Annotated in this window: 17 protein-coding genes; all 17 read left to right on the top strand. The window is 52.4% G+C overall.

Features of this window, described 5'->3' with window-relative positions; genetic code table 11:
- Positions 1-27 precede the first annotated feature (27 nt).
- The 17 genes from Q6A92_RS06870 to Q6A92_RS06790 all read left to right on the top strand — a co-directional run bounded on the left by Q6A92_RS06870 (position 28) and on the right by Q6A92_RS06790 (position 18,596).
- Complete coding sequence (locus Q6A92_RS06870; RefSeq protein ID WP_332237469.1) at positions 28-954, top strand: aspartate carbamoyltransferase catalytic subunit; 927 nt, start codon at positions 28-30, stop codon at positions 952-954.
- On the top strand, positions 929-1,138 hold the full coding sequence (locus Q6A92_RS06865) for a hypothetical protein (RefSeq protein ID WP_332237468.1): 210 nt from the start codon (positions 929-931) through the stop codon (positions 1,136-1,138). The genes Q6A92_RS06870 and Q6A92_RS06865 overlap by 26 nt, the downstream gene beginning before the upstream one ends.
- Positions 1,135-2,226 carry a glutamine-hydrolyzing carbamoyl-phosphate synthase small subunit gene (carA, locus tag Q6A92_RS06860; protein WP_332237467.1) on the top strand — a complete coding sequence of 364 codons (1,092 nt, stop codon included), beginning with the start codon at positions 1,135-1,137 and terminating at the stop codon, positions 2,224-2,226. The genes Q6A92_RS06865 and carA overlap by 4 nt, the downstream gene beginning before the upstream one ends.
- The gene (gene carB / locus Q6A92_RS06855; protein WP_332237466.1) at positions 2,219-5,473 is read left to right on the top strand and encodes a carbamoyl-phosphate synthase large subunit; all 3,255 of its coding nucleotides are present in this window, start codon (positions 2,219-2,221) and stop codon (positions 5,471-5,473) included. The genes carA and carB overlap by 8 nt, the downstream gene beginning before the upstream one ends.
- A complete protein-coding gene (locus Q6A92_RS06850; RefSeq protein ID WP_274397494.1) occupies positions 5,470-6,249 on the top strand; it encodes a dihydroorotate dehydrogenase electron transfer subunit in 780 nt (259 codons plus the stop codon). Before carB ends, Q6A92_RS06850 begins: the two co-directional genes overlap by 4 nt.
- Positions 6,243-7,181 (top strand): dihydroorotate dehydrogenase, encoded by a 939-nt coding sequence (locus Q6A92_RS06845; protein ID WP_332237465.1) that lies wholly within the window; start codon positions 6,243-6,245, stop codon positions 7,179-7,181. Before Q6A92_RS06850 ends, Q6A92_RS06845 begins: the two co-directional genes overlap by 7 nt.
- Positions 7,182-7,201: 20 nt before the next feature.
- Entirely contained in the window at positions 7,202-7,876 is a 675-nt protein-coding gene (gene pyrF, locus Q6A92_RS06840) for an orotidine-5'-phosphate decarboxylase (protein ID WP_332237553.1), read from the top strand.
- Positions 7,858-8,502 carry an orotate phosphoribosyltransferase gene (gene pyrE, locus Q6A92_RS06835; RefSeq protein WP_274397491.1) on the top strand — a complete coding sequence of 215 codons (645 nt, stop codon included), beginning with the start codon at positions 7,858-7,860 and terminating at the stop codon, positions 8,500-8,502. Before pyrF ends, pyrE begins: the two co-directional genes overlap by 19 nt.
- Positions 8,503-8,718: 216 nt before the next feature.
- Entirely contained in the window at positions 8,719-9,963 is a 1,245-nt protein-coding gene (locus Q6A92_RS06830; protein WP_332237464.1) for an MFS transporter, read from the top strand.
- 39 nt (positions 9,964-10,002) lie between these two features.
- Positions 10,003-10,782 carry an IclR family transcriptional regulator gene (locus Q6A92_RS06825; RefSeq protein WP_332237463.1) on the top strand — a complete coding sequence of 260 codons (780 nt, stop codon included), beginning with the start codon at positions 10,003-10,005 and terminating at the stop codon, positions 10,780-10,782.
- A gap of 25 nt (positions 10,783-10,807) precedes the next feature.
- Complete coding sequence (locus Q6A92_RS06820) at positions 10,808-11,383, top strand: CapA family protein (protein ID WP_332237462.1); 576 nt, start codon at positions 10,808-10,810, stop codon at positions 11,381-11,383.
- A complete protein-coding gene (locus tag Q6A92_RS06815; RefSeq protein ID WP_332237461.1) occupies positions 11,289-12,191 on the top strand; it encodes a CapA family protein in 903 nt (300 codons plus the stop codon). The genes Q6A92_RS06820 and Q6A92_RS06815 overlap by 95 nt, the downstream gene beginning before the upstream one ends.
- A complete protein-coding gene (locus Q6A92_RS06810; RefSeq protein ID WP_332237460.1) occupies positions 12,157-13,440 on the top strand; it encodes a Zn-dependent hydrolase in 1,284 nt (427 codons plus the stop codon). The genes Q6A92_RS06815 and Q6A92_RS06810 overlap by 35 nt, the downstream gene beginning before the upstream one ends.
- Entirely contained in the window at positions 13,421-14,206 is a 786-nt protein-coding gene (locus Q6A92_RS06805) for a dihydroorotate dehydrogenase electron transfer subunit (protein WP_332237459.1), read from the top strand. The genes Q6A92_RS06810 and Q6A92_RS06805 overlap by 20 nt, the downstream gene beginning before the upstream one ends.
- Positions 14,203-15,135 (top strand): dihydroorotate dehydrogenase, encoded by a 933-nt coding sequence (locus Q6A92_RS06800; protein ID WP_274397485.1) that lies wholly within the window; start codon positions 14,203-14,205, stop codon positions 15,133-15,135. The genes Q6A92_RS06805 and Q6A92_RS06800 overlap by 4 nt, the downstream gene beginning before the upstream one ends.
- Positions 15,132-16,526, top strand: a complete 1,395-nt coding sequence (gene allB / locus Q6A92_RS06795; RefSeq protein WP_274397484.1) for an allantoinase AllB — start codon at positions 15,132-15,134, stop codon at positions 16,524-16,526. Before Q6A92_RS06800 ends, allB begins: the two co-directional genes overlap by 4 nt.
- A gap of 1,635 nt (positions 16,527-18,161) precedes the next feature.
- The gene (locus Q6A92_RS06790) at positions 18,162-18,596 is read left to right on the top strand and encodes a MarR family winged helix-turn-helix transcriptional regulator (protein ID WP_332237458.1); all 435 of its coding nucleotides are present in this window, start codon (positions 18,162-18,164) and stop codon (positions 18,594-18,596) included.
- Positions 18,597-18,600: the final 4 nt, after the last annotated feature.

Below are 18,600 nucleotides of genomic sequence, written 5' to 3'. Positions count from 1 at the left end.
TATTAAAAAATGGGGAGGAATCACGACATGGTCAATCTGCTCAGTTTAAGCGATCTAAGCCTGGATGAAATTAACGGCATTCTGAATCGTGCGCAACAAATTCTGGATATGAAGGAACGCGGCTGGTTTGCTCCGAAACAGACGCTGGTCGCCAATCTTTTCTTTGAACCGAGTACGAGAACACGATTCAGTTTTGAAACAGCGGAAAAAAGGCTTGGCTTTCACGTCCTCAATTTCAGCAGCAAAGCATCCAGTACGCAGAAGGGAGAGTCGCTGTACGATACGGTTAGGACGATGCAGGCCATCGGCGCGCAGGCGGTGGTCGTCCGCCATCGAAGAGAAGGCTACTACCGCGAACTGATGCGCGGCATCGGCATTCCCGTCCTGAATGCCGGAGACGGCGCCGGGGATCACCCGACCCAGGCTCTGCTCGATTTACTGACCATCCGGCAGGAATTCCTGCTCTTCAAAGGGCTGACTGTGGCAATCATCGGCGATCTCAGGTACAGCCGCGTCGCCCGCTCCGACGCAAATGTGCTGTCCCGGCTCGGATGCCGGATCCTTCTGTCCGGCCCGGAAGCATGGAAGAATGACAGCCTTCCCGGCGATTATGCAGCAGTCGACGAGGCCGTCCGTGCCGCCGACGCCGTCATCATGCTCAGAATTCAGCATGAACGGCATGAACAGGCGATGGAAATGACGAAAGAAGCGTATCATCGCCGTTACGGCCTGACGCGCGAACGGGCTGCTGTTATGAAGCCGGGCAGCATCATCATGCATCCGGGCCCGATTAACAGAGGAGTGGAACTGGACGGCGACCTGGTCGAATCCGGCCGCTCACGTTATTTCAAACAGATCGGCAATGGGGTGGCTGTCCGCATGGCAAGTCTCGAATGGGCGCTTCGTATAGAAAAGGAGGCCGAGGAAAATGATCGGGTTGCCGAGAAATGGTAAGGCCTTCCCGGCTGCTCCGCTCCGGGAAGATCTGAGTATGAATAATCCGCGAAAAGAAGAAGCGGCCGGCGTGAATAAATCCGCACCAAAAGGGAAAGGCGCACCGTTAAACGGCAGGGAATTGCCGGAGCCGGCCGCGGGTGTCGGAGCAATGGTCTGCGAAAAAGGAGTGACTGCAGGTTGAAGAGACAGCTTGTGCTAGAAAATGGGGAAAGTTTTAGCGGAGAAGGATTCGGCGGCAGCACGGAGATAAGCGGGGAAGTCGTTTTTAATACGGGGATGACAGGGTATCAGGAAGTTCTGACCGATCCTTCCTACTATGGGCAGATTGTAACCTTGACTTATCCGCTGATCGGAAATTACGGCATTAACCGTTCGGACAACGAATCGGTACGTCCGAGAATTTCCGGACTGATTGTCAAAGAAGTGTCGAGAACGCCTGCACACTGGCAGAAGGACAAAACGATGAGCGACTGGCTGGCCGAGTACGGCGTTCCGGCGATCGAAGGGATCGATACAAGAAGGCTGACCCGAATCATCAGAGAACACGGAACATTGAGAGGGAGGATTGTATCGGCGGAGGCCGATGCGGCAATGGTAGCCGAAGCACTCAGAAACCGGCCGCTGCCGACCGATCAGATCAGCCATGTCTCGACACATTCTGTCTACGAGACCCCCGGTCCCGGCCCGCGTATCGTTCTTGTCGATTTCGGAGCAAAGCAGGGCATTCTGCGTGAATGCATCAAGCGCGGCTGCGACGTCGTCATCGTTCCCTACCGGACGCCTGCGCGTGAGATTCTTAAGCTTCATCCCGACGGCATTCTGCTCAGCAACGGCCCGGGAAATCCGAAGGACGTTCCCGAAGCCGTCCAAATGGTCGGAGAAATATTGGGTAAAATTCCGCTTTTCGGCGTGTGCCTCGGCCATCAATTATTCGCGCTGGCATCGGGTGCCAATACAGTAAAAATGCGGTTCGGCCACCGCGGAGTCAATCATCCTGTCCGCGACCTGCGCACCGGCAGATTTATGATTACGTCGCAGAATCACGGGTTCACGGTCGAAAAAGGATCTCTGCGGGATACGGAGCTTGAGGTGACCCATCTGGCGATTAACGACGGGACGGTCGAGGGGCTGAGGCATAAGCGCTATCCCGCGTTCAGCGTTCAGTTTCACCCCGAAGCCTCGCCGGGACCGGACGACAGTCAGGGTCTTTTCGATGACTTTCTGAAAATGGTCAATAACTTTAAGAAAGAAGGTGTCCGGTTTGCCTAAGCGGACGGATATTCACAAAATCCTCGTGATCGGTTCCGGACCGATCATTATCGGCCAGGCAGCTGAATTTGATTATTCGGGTACACAGGCCTGCCAGTCGCTCAGAGAAGAAGGATTCGAGGTCGTGCTTGTCAATTCCAATCCGGCGACGATCATGACGGATACGGATATTGCCGACCGGGTCTATATTGAACCGCTGAACGTGGAGTTTGTCAGCAGGATTATCCGCAAGGAACGTCCCGACGGCCTGCTCGCTACCCTGGGTGGACAGACCGGGCTCAATCTCGCCGTCCGGCTCCATCAGTCCGGTATTCTCGATGAACTCAATGTCCGCTTCCTCGGAACGAGCCTTGAAAGCATTGAGAAAGCGGAGGACCGTGAAAAATTCAGGGAACTGATGATTGCACTCGGCGAACCGGTGCCTGCGAGTAAAACGGTGACCAATCTCGATGAGGCACGTGACTTTGTCCGGGAAATAGATCTGCCGGCGATCATCCGTCCGGCATTTACATTGGGCGGTACCGGCGGGGGCATCGCAGCGACCGAAGAGGAATTCGAGACGATTACGGAAAACGGGCTGAAGCTGAGCCCGGCTCATCAGGTGCTGATTGAGAAAAGTATCGCCGGGTTCAAAGAAATTGAATTCGAGGTGATGCGGGATGCCAACGACGGTGCCATTTCTGTCTGCCATATGGAGAATGTCGATCCGGTCGGCATCCATACCGGTGACTCCATTGTTACCGCTCCCTGTCAGACGCTGAGCGACCGCGATCTTCAGCGCCTGCGCAGCGTATCCCTTAGAATCGTCCGCGCCCTTAAAATCGAGGGCGGCTGCAACGTACAGCTGGCGCTCGATCCGGTCAGCGACCGCTATTATGTTATCGAAGTCAATCCGCGTGTCAGCCGCTCTTCGGCACTTGCTTCAAAAGCGACAGGCTACCCGATTGCCAAAGTAGCTGCAAAAATTGCCGCCGGCTATCATCTGGACGAAATCAAAAACGCGGTCACCGGCACGACTTACGCAAGCTTTGAGCCGGCCCTTGACTATGTGGTGACGAAGATTCCGCGCTGGCCGTTTGACAAGTTCGATGACGCCAAACGGACACTGGGTACTCAGATGAAGGCAACAGGCGAGGTCATGGCCATTGGCAGAACATTTGAAGAGTCGCTCCTGAAAGCCGTCCGTTCGCTTGAAACCGGAAGCCTGCATCTGGAACTGAACGAAGCGGCGGAGATGACGCCGGACGATCTCTATGAGAACATCCGGAAAACGGATGATCGAAGGCTGTTCTTCATTGCCGAAGCGCTGAGGCGGGGGGCGCCTCTGGACAGGCTGTGCCAAATGACGAAGATCAACCGCTTTTTTCTGGAAAAGATTGCCCGTATCGTGGCAATCGAAGATCTTCTGAAGAAGCACCCCCGCGATCCATCCGCTCTTTGTGAAGCAAAGAGATCCGGCTTTTCCGATGCGAAAATTGCCGGCTGCTGGAAGATGACGGAGTCTGCCGTTGCGGCATGGCGCAAATCGCGGGGGATCCGTCCCGTCTATAAAATGGTCGATACGTGTGCCGGCGAATTCGAATCAAAGACACCCTATTATTACAGTACCTACGAGGAAGAAAATGAATCCGCGGTTTCGGACCGGCAGAGCGTCGTTGTGCTTGGTTCGGGTCCGATACGGATCGGGCAGGGTGTCGAATTCGACTATGCGACCGTTCATGCTGTATGGGCCATTAAACGGCAAGGCTATGAAGCGATTATGATCAACAACAATCCGGAGACCGTATCCACCGACTTCAGTGTTGCTGATAAACTGTATGTCGAGCCGCTGACTCTGGAAGACGTCCTGCACGTGATCGAACTGGAAAAACCGAAAGGCGTCGTCGTTCAGTTCGGCGGGCAGACGGCAATCAATCTTGCCGCCGGTTTGGCGGCAAACGGAGTGCGGATACTCGGAACATCGCTGGATGCGATGGATCAGGCGGAAGACCGCGACCGTTTTGAACAGCTGCTCCTGAGGCTGGATGTCGACCGGCCGGAAGGAGATACCGCCTTCTCAACGGAAGAAGCCTTAAAGATAGCGGCGAAACTGGGCTATCCTGTTCTCGTCCGCCCGTCCTATGTCCTTGGCGGACGCGCGATGGAAATTGTCTATCACGAAAAAGATCTGATCCATTATATGAAAAATGCGGTGCGTATCAATCCGCAGCATCCGGTTCTGATTGACAGATATCTGGTCGGGACTGAAATCGAACTGGATGCACTGTCCGACGGAACGGATGTTTACATCCCGGGGATTATGGAACATATCGAGCGGGCCGGCGTTCACTCCGGCGATTCGATTGCCGTCTACCCGACACAGACTCTGAGTGAAAAAATCAAAAAGCAGATTGTCGATACGGCGATTAAAATAGCGAGAGGGCTCGGTGTGGTCGGCCTGCTTAATATCCAGTTTGTCATTCATCGCGATCGCGTGTATGTCATCGAGGTCAATCCGCGGGCAAGCCGGACCGTGCCCTTTCTGAGCAAAATCACAGGTGTTCCGATGGCCAACGCGGCCGCCCGGCTGATTCTCGGCGCAACGTTGAACGGGCTCGGTTATGAGACGGGCATCCATCCGGAGCCGGAGAAAGCCGTTTTTGTCAAGGTGCCGGTCTTTTCCTTCGCTAAACTGCGCCGGGTTGACGTGACGCTCGGACCGGAGATGAAATCGACCGGCGAAGTCATGGGGCAGGACGAAACACTGGAAAAAGCTTTATATAAAGGGCTTCTGGCGGCGGGGATGGCGATTCCCTCCCACGGCTCGGTTCTGTTTACGATCGCCGACAAGGATAAGGAAGAAGCTCTGGCACTCGTCAGGCGTTTTTATAATATCGGCTATAACATTCTTGCCACTGAGGGCACGGCTAAAATGATCGCGGCTCAGCATCTGCCGGTGACCGTCGTCAATAAGATCGGAGGAGAGGCGCCGAATCTTCTGAACGTGATCAGGCACGGAGGGGCTCAGTTCGTGGTCAACACACTGACAAAAGGGCAGCGCCCGGCAAGAGACGGCTTCCGGATCCGCAGAGAATCCGTCGAGAACGGCGTCGTCTGCCTGACCTCGCTCGATACAACGGAAGCACTGCTGACCGTGCTTGAGTCGCTGGCCTTTCGCACGGAATGCATGCCGCCAATGGACGATCTCCGCACGGATGCCGTCGAAGATTCGCATTCTGCCGCAGACAAGGCGGGTGTGGTTCGATGATGCAGGAAAATATGCTGGTTACCGCCCAGCGCAAGATAGCGGATAACATTTTTGAGATAAAACTGCATGGAGAAATGACGGCCGCCGTTTCGCAGCCCGGACAATTTGTCCATATCCGTGTGAACGGATCGGATTCGATCAATCCGCTGCTTCGCAGGCCGATCAGCATCTGTTCAGTTGATAAGAAAGAGAAGGAAATGACGCTGATATACCGTCGCAGCGGGCTGGGCACAGATCTGTTGTCTCATGCGGGCAAAGGCGGGCGGATTGATGTGCTCGGACCGCTCGGGCATGGATTCCCGCTGCAGCAGGCGGAAGCTGCCGCAAAGGTCCTGATCGTCGGCGGCGGCGTCGGCATTCCGCCGCTCTACGGACTGTCGCGGGAACTCGCCGGGAAGGGCGTCCGGATTACTCATGTGCTCGGTTTCCGCTCGGCAAAAGATGTCTTCTATGAAGATCGGTTTTCCGGGCTGGGGCGAACCGTTCTGCTGACAGAAGACGGAACAGGCGGCCGCAAAGGCCGCGTCACCGATGTGCTCGATGGTATAGATTTTACAGCTGCTTTTGCCTGCGGCCCGCTGCCGATGCTGAAGGCGATTAAGAGCCTGATCCCCGACAAGCCGCTGTATCTTTCGCTGGAACAGCGGATGGCCTGCGGCATCGGAGCCTGTCTGGCCTGCGCCGTCCGCGTCTCAGACAAAAATGATGCGAAAGGCTACCGGCGTGTCTGCTGCGACGGTCCGGTTTTCAGAGCGGGGGAGGTTGAATTATGCTAGAAGTCCATCTGCCAGGTCTCGACTTGAAAAATCCGGTGATGCCGGCCTCCGGCTGTTTTGCTTTCGGTGCCGAATACGGACGGCTTTACGACTTAAATAAGCTTGGGGCCGTCATTATCAAAGCGGCGACGCTTGAACCGCGTTTCGGCAATCCGGCGCCGCGCGTTGCCGAGACACCGGGCGGCATGCTGAACGCGATCGGCCTGCAGAATCCCGGCGTCGATCGGATCATCCGTGATGAATTGCCGAGACTTGCCGGGCTCAATGTGCCGGTCATCGCCAATATTGCCGGAAGCGAAATGTCCGATTATGTGGCGACGGCAGAAAAAATATCAAAGGTTCCCGTCGTCAAAGCACTGGAGCTCAACATATCCTGCCCCAATGTGAAACGCGGCGGCATGATGTTCGGCACGGTTCCTGAAGTAGCGGCCGAGCTGACGGCCAAAGTCAAAGCGGTCTCGCAAAAACCTGTCTACGTCAAATTGTCGCCCAATGTAACGGATATTGTTGCCATGGCTCAGGCTGTCGAAGCTGCCGGAGCGGACGGCCTGTCGATGATCAACACGCTGCTCGGCATGCGGATCGACCTTAAAACACAGAAACCGGTTCTGACCAACCAAACAGGCGGGCTGAGCGGCCCGGCGATTAAACCGGTGGCGATCCGAATGATTTATGAAGTCAGCCGGAAGGTCGGGATCCCGATCATCGGCATGGGCGGCATTCAGGATGCAGATGACGTGATTGAATACTTTTTGGCCGGAGCAAGCGCAGTCGCTGTCGGAACGGCGAATTTCATCGATCCGTTTGTCTGCCCGAAAATTATCGGGCAGCTTCCGAAGAAACTTGAAGCACTGCATGTAACGAATATTAACGAACTGGTCGGGAGGAGCTGGAAGCCTTGCGCGAAGAAGAACGCATCATCATTGCGCTAGATTTATCAACGAAAGACGAGATGTTCCGCATTCTGAAACGGATCAATCAGCCGGGCTGCTACGTTAAGGTCGGAATGGAGCTTTATCTTCAGGAAGGTGCGGATGTCGTCCGGGAACTGAAAGACCGCGGCTATTCCGTCTTCCTTGATTTGAAATTGCACGATATTCCCCATACTGTGAACAAAGCGATGAAAGGCCTGGCGCGCGTCGGTGCGGACATGGTGAACGTCCATGCAGCCGGAGGATCGGAAATGATGAGAGCGGCAGTCGACGGACTTGGAGACGGCGCATTAAAGAAACGTCCGATCTGTCTTGCGGTGACGCAGCTGACCAGCACGGACCAGAGCATGCTTGAAGATGAGCTGATGATCGGGTATCCGATGATCGACGTGATCAAACATTACGGCGAACTGGCCTTCCGGTCCGGCCTGGACGGTGTTGTCTGTTCGGCATGGGAAGCCGGACAAATAAAAGCCTGCACATCCCCTTCTTTTCTTGCCGTTACACCCGGAATACGTCTTGAATCGGATGCGGCCGGCGACCAGAAACGAGTGGCATCGCCGGCGCAGGCGCGAAGACTCGGCAGCGACTATATCGTTGTCGGCCGCAGCATTACGAGTGCTGTCGATCCGGCCGCGGCTTTTAACAGGATATTAGACGAATGGAGGAATAAAGAATGGATTATAAACAATTGATTGCCGGTCATCTATTAAAAATTAACGCGGTTGTTCTCAATCCCGACACACCGTTTACATGGGCATCGGGCATCCAGTCGCCCGTCTACTGCGATAATCGGCTTATTCTGGCCTATCCGGCGATCCGGGCCGATGTTGTCAAAGCCTTCGTCCGTCTGATCAAAGCCGAGTTTCCGGATACGGAGGTGATCGCCGGGACGGCGACTGCCGGAATTCCGCATGCCGCCTGGATTGCTGAAGCGCTGCATCTTCCGATGGCCTATGTCCGCTCGTCCGCAAAATCACACGGCCGGAAAAAGCAGATTGAAGGCCTGATCAGGCCCGGACAGAAAGCGGTCGTGATCGATGATTTGATTTCGACGGGCGGCAGCGTGCTGACGGCTGTTCGCGCGCTGGAAAAAGCGGATGCCGATGTACAGGGCGTGGCCGCTATTTTTACATATCAGCTTCCGCAGGCAGACAGGAATTTCAGTGAAGCGAATACGAAACTGAAGACATTAACGGATTTTGAAACGCTGATCCATCTTGCGGTTGCTCAGGGAGTCATCAGTGGCGCCCAGCTCCGGCAGTTAAAGAAATGGTATGCGGATCCGGCTTCGGACAACTGGAAAACACTCAAATTATAAGAATAAAAGGGTGCTCAGCGCATCCTTTCCACTAAAATGTGAGATAATTCCGGCAAAAAAGCATGTCAGATAATCTAACATAAATGATGCAGACCTAAAAAGTTACGGTCTATAATGAATCTATTAAAAGTGAAAGGGATGATTCTCCATTCAAAAATTGGAACGATGTTCCACTGAACGAAACATTAAAAATTAAAAGAGAGGGAAGATGAGCAGGTGTCGGAATTGGGTGCAAAGGCAAAGATTAACGTGGGCCAGGAAAATGAAAAAATCGGCAAATATCAACATCAGACGGTTTGGGCTGCTTCAATCGGCTATGCAATGGATGGACTGGACATGATGATGCTTTCGTTTGTATTGCCTCTGATTATTGCTTATTTCGGAATTAATTCGGCTCAGGCAGGGAGCATTTCTACGATCACGCTGCTGGGCGTCGTTCTTGGCGGCTACCTATTCGGCGTGATGGCTGACGTATATGGACGTGTCCGGGTCTTTACCTGGACGATTTTAATATTTTCATTGTTTACCGGTTTGTGTGCTTTCGCACCTAATTTTTCAACATTTAATGTATTTAGGTTCTTTTCCGGGCTCGGCCTCGGCGGAGAATTCGGAATCGGCATGACACTCGTTACCGAATCCTGGCCGAAAAAATACCGGACACGTGCGACTTCATATGTGGCGGTCGGGTATCAGGCCGGGACGGTTTTGGCAACGTTAACTGCTGCACTGATTGCACCGCATTTCGGCTGGAGAGGCGTATTCCTCGTCGGCGTCATTCCGGCCATTTTAGCCTGGTGGACGAGGAGACATCTCGACGAACCGGAAATGTGGAAAAATATCAAAAAAGAGAAAAAGAACAGAGTTTCCATCTCCGAACTTTTTCATTCTTCAAAGATAACCGGAACGACACTGGGTCTGATTGTTGTTTGCAGTGTACAGAATTTCGGCTATTACGGCATTATGTCCTGGATGCCGACAATGCTGGCAAAACAGCATCATTATACAATCAGCGGCACAACCTACTGGACGCTTTCAACAATTGTCGGCATGGTCGTCGGCATCGTTTTCTTCGGCTGGCTCGCCGACCGCTGGGGACGAAAACCGGCGTACATTACTTTTCAGATATGCGCCGCATTAATCATTTGGATTTACTTCCAGATTTCAAACCCGACGCTGCTTGTTATTCTGGGCTCGGTGCTCGGCTTTTTTGTCAACGGAATGATGGGCGGATACGGTGCACTGCTTGCCGAACATTACCGTACGGAGGCAAGATCGACGGCTGAAAATATTATTTTTAACACAGGACGGTTCGTAGGCGGATTTGCCCCATTACTGATCGGCATTTTTGCCCTGAACAGTTCCCTGAGCGCCGTACTTGGATTTCTCTCCCTCATATATGTCCTGGCCGCGGCGTCGATGCTTTTTCTTGTACCGGAAACGAAGGGAAAGGAACTGGTCTGAGCTGACCGGCAATTGATATAATGAGTGTATCGGAGGGGGATGTTTCTTATCGAATGGATGGATCGTTTTGTTAAACTGATGGATGTGATCAGCGACTGTCCGTCCCCGGGCATCGGCATCGCGGAAATTTCCCGGCGGACCTTGCTCAGCAAGGGAACGATTCATCGGATGCTGCAGGACATGCTTGCCCACAAACTGGTTGTACAGAATCCTGAGACAAAAAAATATTTGCTCGGCCCCAAGTCGATGAAATGGGGAAGTGCTTTTTTGAAGATGCAGGATCCGCTGGGCCTGCTGTCAAAGTATTGCAATGATATCGGGGAAAAGACAAAATTGTATGCTTTTATCTGCCGATTCCAGGGGGACGAGATTTTCTGCACCTATACGCATCAGCCGTCCGAGGTGCGCAACAGTTTTTTTGTTCACGTGGGCCAGCGCATGCCGCTGCACTGTTCGGCGGCAGCCAAGATTATTTTAGCCTATCAATCGCCCGATATCATTCATCAATTACTCGAAAAAGAATCATTAAAACGTTATACAGATTTTACAATGACTGATAAATCAGAAATATGCAAAGAAATCCGGGAAGCCCGTCAGAACCGGATTGCTTTCTGCAGGCAGGAGCTGGAACTGGGCGTTGCAGCGTTGTCTGTTCCGATTTTTCATAACGCCGATCAGACGGCCCTGAGCATCAGCCTGGTTGGCGAGCACTATCACATTGAATCGCGAAAGGAAACATTGATTCAGGACCTGCACGCGGCGTCACTGGAAGCCAGCGATCATTTGATGTCGATGAATGCTCTAAGCTCGGTCATCTGATTTTTTCCGGGAAGGAGGAATAGTGATGAAGAGGACCCATGAAATTCGGATGGCGATGACGGGTGATTCGTTTATTACTCAGCGTTTGCCGAGAGATGATGCGTCTCTGCAGGCGATCCGGAAACTGCTGATGGATGCGGACGTGCGGTTCACCAATCTTGAAACGACGGTGCATAACTTTGATGCCTACCCGTCTGCAGCAAGCGGCGGAACGTGGGCGGCTTCGCGGCCGAGTGTTCTGAAAGACTTGCGCTGGCTGAATTTTAACTTGCTCGCCTGCGCAAACAATCATTCTCTCGATTGGTCGCACAATGGTTTGCTGCAGACGATTCATTATCTCAGTCAAGAAGACTGGACATTTGCCGGCATCGGCAGCAATCTGGCTGAAGCAGGCCGGCCGTGCTATCTGGATACAAAAAATGGCCGGGTTGCCTTAATTTCCGTCACTGCGACATTTGAGAACTGGCATCGGGCAGGCGAGCAGCGTCCTGACGTGATCGGCAGGCTTGGGGATCAATCCGCTCGGACATCATGCGATTCATTACGTTCCCGACCGCTGGATGCAGGTGCTGAAACAGATCGATCAGCAGACGGACATTGATGCGAAAGCCAATCTTGACATAATAGAAGGTTTTAAATCCGGCAACGGCGGCAGTTTTTGCGTTGGAGGAGCAGAATTCCGTTTGGGGAAACCGGGGACGTCAACCTTGATGGACCGCGGGGACGCTGAAAGAATCGGCCGTTCTATCCGCGAAGCTTCGCGTCAGGCAGACGTTGTGCTCATCAGCATCCATTCCCATGAAATGAGAGGGATGGATAAAGAACAACCGGCGGAATTTATCAGACAGTTTGCGAGATTCTGTATTGATCAGGGAGCACAGGCGCTGATCGGACATGGGCCCCATGTGCTTCGCGGAATCGAACTTTATAAAGGATGTCCGATTTTTTACAGCCTGGGCGATTTTATTTTTCAAAATGATACCGTTGAAAGGCAGCCGGCTGAGTTTTATGATCTTTATCACCTTGACTCGGACAGTACACCGGCGGATGGTTTTGATGCCCGCAGCGATCATGGAAACAGGGGCCTTGCTGCGAATCCGAAAGTCTTTGAATCGGTTATTGGATCGATGATCTTACAGAATGGCCGGGTTGAAGAAATCCGGCTGACGCCCATCACAATGGGATTTGATAAGCCGCGATCAGGCAAGGGCCGCCCATCCCTGGCTTCTTCTTCCGACGGCACACGGATCATCGGACGCTTGAAAAAGCTGTCGGAACCTTTTGGGACAAAGATCTCAATCAGAGAAGGGATTGGCTGCATTTCAATAAGAGAGAATCAGCGGGTCAGTGAATTAAGCGAGGATGGCGATAGAAATGGTGAAGATCAATCGATGGAAACAGACTTTTGATCGCATGAATCAGTTCGGAAAAACAGATAATGGAATGACTCGGCTAGCTTACAGTAAAGAAGAGCAGGGGGTGACGGATTATTTCATCGCCTGCTGCCGGGCATCGGGATTAGCTGTCACATTTGACCCGGCCGGAAATGTGATCGCGAGACGTCCGGGAGAGGATCCCGATTTGCCGGCCGTCGGACTCGGCTCGCATCTGGATACCGTATATGAAGGCGGCCAATACGACGGGGTTGTCGGGACACTGGCTGCTCTTGAAATTGTCCGTGACTTAAATGACCGCAAGATCCGGACGAGGCGGCCGATTGATATTTTCTCCTTTGCCTGTGAAGAATCTTCTCGTTTTGGATTTTCGATGATCGGGAGTAAACTGATGGCCGGCCTGATCAAAAAAGAAGATATTGCAAAATTAACGGACAAACAAGGCGAAACCATTCAGTCGATTTTTACTCGCCGCGGTTTAGATTTTGATAAAGTTGAAGAGGCCGGACGATCGCCGCATTCACTGGCTGCTTTTCTGGAATTGCACATTGAACAGGGACCGATTCTCGAGGCGCAAAACAGGGAAATCGGTGTGGTGACCGGCATCGCCGCGCCGACCCGGTTTTCCATATGTGTCAAAGGACACGCCGCCCATTCCGGATCAACGCCAATGAATCAGCGCCATGATGCGTTAATCGGAGCCGCCGAGATAGCGCTCGAACTGGAAAAGGCGGCAAGACGGGAGATGGCATACGGGACCGTGGCGACGGTCGGCGACATTGAAATTGAACCCGGAGCTATGAACGTTGTACCGGGTGAGACAAATCTGAAGGTAGACATCCGCAGTATTTCCAGGCCTTCGAAAAACAGGGTTGTTCAGCATCTGTATGAAACGATTGACCGGCTCGAACAGACGCGTCACTTGAGAATCGAACGGACGATGATCAGTGACGAGGAACCCGTCCGTTTGGATGGGCAGGTTATCGCTTCTTTTGAGAAGGCCTGCAAGAAATTGAAAGCCAGCTATGTAAAGATGCCGAGCGGCGCCGGCCACGATACGATGAACATGGCTGCGCTCTGTCCCGCCGGCATGATTTTTATTCCGTCTGTCGGGGGTATCAGCCATCATCCGGATGAACATACCGACCTGTCTCAAATCGTCAAAGGGATTGAGATCCTGGAGGAAACGGTGCTTCAGTGGGCGGAATCCCCTTCGGATGCCGACAGCGGGGAAGGAACAACGTATGAAAAATCTTCACTCTAAGATTCTTTTCAATCGGCCGGTGAACGATCGTTACTGGAAAATGGCCGTCGATGCTGCGGCACTTGAAGAGCCTGTCAGCCCCGGACAGTTTTTTCATATCCGCTGCAGCGACAACTGGAAAAATCTGCTGCGCCGGCCGTTCAGTATTTATCATTTTGATCGCCGTACGCGGATTCTGGAATTTCTTTATCTGGTAAAGGGGCCGGGGACACAGGCATTAACGGGAAGGAAGCCGGGGGAGACGCTCGATATGATCGGACCGCTCGGCAAGCCATTTACGCTTCCCGCCGGAGATGCGCCGATTTTGCTCGTGGCCCGAGGCGTAGGAGTAGCGACGCTTCATGCGCTGGCCCGGTCCGCAGCGGCGGACGGCAGCAGGACGGTTGCTATTGTCAGTGCCCGAAGACGTGAAGACCTGCTTGCCGTCGATGATTTGAAACAGTCCGGCGCTGCGGTATACGCCGTAACGGACGAAGATGGGACAAGTGCCGTGGATCAGGTTAAAAGACTGGCGGAAAAGCTGATTGAAAACGATGGTTTTTCTGCAGTTTATACGTGCGGATCGAGAAGGCTGGCGAAATTAATCCAGAACCTGGCAGTTTCCCGCAATCTGTATGGCGAAATAGCTATGGAAGCCCGTATGGCCTGCGGCCTGGGCGACTGTTACGCCTGCGCGTGCCCGGTCCGCAGAGAAAGAGGAATTGAAATGGCGCGGATCTGCTGCGAAGGTCCCGTTTTTCCGCTTCGCCAGGCGGTACTTTCATGACCCGGAGGCCGGATTTATCAATAAAAATCAGTCGATTGATGTTAAAAAATCCGATTATGCCGGCATCCGGCACGTTTGGCATGGAAATGTCGCCTTTCATCGATTTTAACCGGTTGGGGGCGATCGTTCCCAAAAGCATCACGCTGAACGAACGGCCGGGAAACAAGGGCCCGCGTATTTGCGAAACTGAGGGCGGCATGATCAATTCGATCGGTATTCAGAGCAAGGGTATCGATTATTATATTGACTCGATCATCCCGGATTTCGCGAAGTACAATGTCCCGCTTATTGCCAGCATATCAGGCGATACGATCGATGAATTTGCCGTTCTGGCGCAACGCCTGAGCGAAATAGAAAAAGTCGCGGCTCTTGAACTGAATATCTCATGTCCGAACCTGCGCAACGACGGCATTGCTTTCGGCATGAACGAGAAAACAACGGAAGAATTAGTCGGGACAGTCCGGCAGGCAACGGACAGGCCGCTGATTGTCAAATTGTCGCCTAATGTCACGCATATACAGGATATAGCCTGTGCGGCGGAAAAAGGCGGGGCCGATGCGCTGACGGTTGCCAATACGTTTCTAGCGATGGCGATCGATACTGAGACACGCCGGCCCAAGATCGGCAACCTGATGGGCGGATTTTCCGGGCCGGCAGTCAGGCCGCTGATCATCCGGCTGATTTTTCAGGTTCATCAGGTTACAGCCCTTCCGATCATCGGAAGCGGCGGCGTCATGACGGGCCGGGATGTGATTGAAATGATGCTGGCCGGTGCATCGGCCGTCCAGGTCGGCACCGCGAATTTTATTAGGCCGGCCGCGATGCTGGACATTATTGACGAAGTGACCGACTACATGATCAGACATCACATTGATCGAATTGCGGATCTTGTTGGGAAAATCGATTTAGATGAGAGGGAAAAAGGATGATATGGGATTATGTCGTTAAAAATGGTCAACTTGTCACGCCCGATCAGTCGTTTCAAGCAAATATTTATATCAAGGACGGCCGGATTGCAGCCATTTCCGACCGGCTGTTGGAGGGTACGGCAAAAAAAGAAACGGATGCGAGCGGCAAATATGTTTTGCCGGGGCTGATCGACATTCACGTCCATTCCAGAGATCCGGGCCCGACTTACAAGGAAGATTTTTTTCATTCCACTCAGGCGGCGGCTGCGGGCGGGATTACCACTGTTTTTGAAATGCCGAATACGACCCCTCCGACAAACAATGTGGAAAATTTTCATCGGCAGGTTGCCAATCTGACCGGCAAAGCACATGTTGATTTTGCTGTCTGGGCGCTTTGCCTCGGGCATCTGAACAATGCGGATATTCCCGCTCTCCATGAGGCGGGAGCCGTCGGATTCAAATTCTTCTGGGGTTATGCCATTAACAAAAAGACGTTCCAGCTGACGTATAATTACAAACCGGGTATGGATGACGTCATTCCGCCTTTTTCCGACGGCGAAGTGTATGGGATTTTCCAGACCGTAGCTAAAACTGGGAATGTTCTCGCCATTCATGCCGAGGACAGCAGCCTGATCCAGGCTCTGACTGAAAAAGTGGAAAAATCCGGACGCAGAGACTATGATGCCCTGCTGGAGGGGCGTCCCAATCTGGCTGAGGAAATCACCATTCAAATGGCCCTGTCATTCGCCCGCGAATCGGGTGCCCGTCTGCATGTGCTGCATGTCAGCACGGGAGAAGGGGCTGAACTTGTCCGGCAGGCGAAGGCGAAAGGCTATCCGGTGAGTGCCGAAACGTGTCCGCATTATCTGTTCCTGAGCAATGAAGATTATCCGCGAGTCGGCCCGGTCCTTAAAGTCTATCCGCCCGTTAAATACAAGAAGGATCAAGAGCGCCTGTGGAGAGGGATCGCCGACGGCACGATTACGATTGTATCTTCCGATCATGCGCCGCACACGGCGGAGGAAAAAGACGGCGATCTCTGGTCGATCCCCGCAGGCATGTGCGGCACGGAGACACTTGCGCCGCTGATGCTGAACGCAGTCAATGAGGGACGCCTTTCGCTTCAGAAACTGACCGCCCTTCTGTCGGAAAATCCGGCTAAACGGTTTGGCATATATCCGCAGAAAGGATCGCTTGAGGTCGGAACCGATGCCGATCTGACGATTGTCGACATGGATCAGGAAACAGTAATCAAAGCCGAAAATCTGCACAGCAAAAGCAAGGTGACCGCTTTTGACGGCCGGCCGATCAAGGGATTGCCGATCGAAACCGTTGTTCGCGGCGAAACCGTCATGAAGAACGGAGAAATTGTCCATACCCCGTTCGGCCGTTTGGTTATCCCGAAAAAATAAGAGAAAAATAGGCAGGAGTCCTTCATTGGAAGAATTGCTGCTTCTTTTTGCAATTTATGTGAAACCGTTTACATTTAAAGGATCTTTAGATGAAAAAATTTTTGAATGATTGTTATGATCCGGCTTTCGCACCTTAGTATGAACGGATGAAGCCTGATGTCATTGAGCAAACCTGTTATCCGCTGCACCCGCCGCCTCTTAATTGATTTATTGATCTTCTGATTTGTTGTAAGAAGTCCATCATCAAAAATTTTGAAATGAGTATCCCCCTCAATTCATGTATCCCGCCGGGCCGCAGCATGAAAGCGCCGTCGATTTTTCCGAAAAACAATCGGTTTGCGCGAGCGGCAGTCTGGTGTTCTGAATGTTCATGCGAACGGCGATGGATTCCGCTGAAAAAAGAGGGACATCCTGCGCGGACAGGTGTTACATGGCGGAAACACCCGTTTTTTTCGCGTATTCTTGTAAATCATCGGGGAACGAGGGTGTATCATCGATAAATCGCCGCTTACCTTTGGTAAAGTGCAAAATATTAACCGGCAGAAAATCAGACGGACTGCAATTAATAAGTGCGAATGATCGGAACAGCAAGTTGTACCCGATTGACTGAATCAACCGCGGCAGGCAGTTTAACAGTTTATCAGCCGCCGCACCGAATCCGGTTTCAGACGCACCGAAACGGGAGAAAGTCGCACCGAATCGAGCTATAGACGCACCGAAAAGCCGGGAAGACGCACCAAACAAGAGAGGTCGCACCGAATCCGGCTACAGACGCACCGAAACGCAGAATAGTTGCACCGAATCCGGCAGGAGTCGCACCGAAATGTCAGGAAGACGCACCAAACAAGAGAGGTCGCACCGAATCCGGTTTCAGACGCACCGAAACGGGAGAAAGTCGCACCGAATCGAGCTATAGACGCACCAAACAAGAGCCGTCGCACCGAATCCGGCTCCAGACGCACCGAAATGCAGAATAGTTGCACCGAATCCGGCAGGAGTCGCACCGAAAAGCCGGGAAGACGCACCAAACAAGAGAGGTCGCACCGAATCCGGCAGGAGTCGCACCGAAACGAGCTATAGACGCACCAAACAAGAGCGGTCACACCGAATCCGACCACAATCCGACGCTGTTTTTCGGTCGACGCCGGCGTTTAATCGGTCTTTGCAGGTACACCCGGTTCATCAACCGCGACAGGAAGTTTGTCGACTGCTGCAGAAGTTTGTTCATTGCGGAAACGTTCTCCGTCTTTCAAGAGAACGATGATTTCAGGAAGAGTCGATCATCAGTTGACGGCACAACAGACAATAAGCTAAAGGGATACTCGTATTTGAATACGAGATTTTGTCTCGAGATTTACACGGTGAAGCTTGAATATTTGTCTGACAAATTTTATGATTAGTTTTCCTGAAAATATTGTATGAGTCCATATCCCGCAGAAACAAAAAATACAATGCAACGGCTGTCAATCAGATTAAAATTGAAATGGTGCCGACGGCTGCTTAAAGATAAGTTGAATAGGATCACCCTTTCCGTTTGACTTTCAGGGCGCGCTGTGACATTATGTAGCATGTATTACGAGACTCGAAATTTACGTATATCGTATTATATAGATAGATTAGAAGAGAGGCAGACGGATGGATGAAAACATGATAGTCCATAAACTAATTGACCTTGTTCAGTACAAGGATATTTATCAGCAGAAGAGCTCTGGAATCAAACCGCAGGATATGTATGTCCTTGAAAGAATCTATTTTCATAAAACCGTTCAGATCAGGGATCTCACAAAAGACTACGGTATTCCGCCGTCCACCCTTACCGGAATATTGGACAGGCTGGAGCGTAAAAAGTATATCCGGCGTATCAGAAAGGCTAATGACAGACGGGCGATTGAGCTCGTAGCTTCAGACGAGGGCGATGCCGTTTTGCAGAGACATATATGTGAAGACAGGCTCTTCGCCCGGAATCTGTTCAATACTCTTCCGCCTGAGCAGCGCCAGCAGCTTTTGAGCCTTTTGGATGAACTGCTCATCAACGTGAGCAGAGAAAATCTGTTTCATGAGGGTGGATAAAAGG

This window comes from Sporolactobacillus sp. KGMB 08714 (assembly GCF_036598985.1).
Lineage (GTDB): Bacteria > Bacillota > Bacilli > Bacillales > Sporolactobacillaceae > Sporolactobacillus.
The sequence above is the reverse complement of the archived record's forward strand: the minus strand, read 5'-3'. Positions and strand labels throughout refer to the sequence as shown.

Coding starts and splice junctions, on each gene's coding strand:
- pyrF (WP_332237553.1), top strand. CDS start 7,202: ATGTTCCGCATTCTGAAACGGATCAATCAGCCGGGCTGCTACGTTAAG.
- Q6A92_RS06845 (WP_332237465.1), top strand. CDS start 6,243: ATGCTAGAAGTCCATCTGCCAGGTCTCGACTTGAAAAATCCGGTGATG.
- Q6A92_RS06825 (WP_332237463.1), top strand. CDS start 10,003: ATGTTTCTTATCGAATGGATGGATCGTTTTGTTAAACTGATGGATGTG.
- Q6A92_RS06870 (WP_332237469.1), top strand. CDS start 28: ATGGTCAATCTGCTCAGTTTAAGCGATCTAAGCCTGGATGAAATTAAC.
- Q6A92_RS06810 (WP_332237460.1), top strand. CDS start 12,157: ATGGTGAAGATCAATCGATGGAAACAGACTTTTGATCGCATGAATCAG.
- Q6A92_RS06820 (WP_332237462.1), top strand. CDS start 10,808: ATGAAGAGGACCCATGAAATTCGGATGGCGATGACGGGTGATTCGTTT.
- Q6A92_RS06800 (WP_274397485.1), top strand. CDS start 14,203: ATGACCCGGAGGCCGGATTTATCAATAAAAATCAGTCGATTGATGTTA.
- pyrE (WP_274397491.1), top strand. CDS start 7,858: ATGGATTATAAACAATTGATTGCCGGTCATCTATTAAAAATTAACGCG.
- Q6A92_RS06865 (WP_332237468.1), top strand. CDS start 929: ATGATCGGGTTGCCGAGAAATGGTAAGGCCTTCCCGGCTGCTCCGCTC.
- allB (WP_274397484.1), top strand. CDS start 15,132: ATGATATGGGATTATGTCGTTAAAAATGGTCAACTTGTCACGCCCGAT.
- Q6A92_RS06790 (WP_332237458.1), top strand. CDS start 18,162: ATGGATGAAAACATGATAGTCCATAAACTAATTGACCTTGTTCAGTAC.
- Q6A92_RS06805 (WP_332237459.1), top strand. CDS start 13,421: ATGAAAAATCTTCACTCTAAGATTCTTTTCAATCGGCCGGTGAACGAT.
- Q6A92_RS06850 (WP_274397494.1), top strand. CDS start 5,470: ATGATGCAGGAAAATATGCTGGTTACCGCCCAGCGCAAGATAGCGGAT.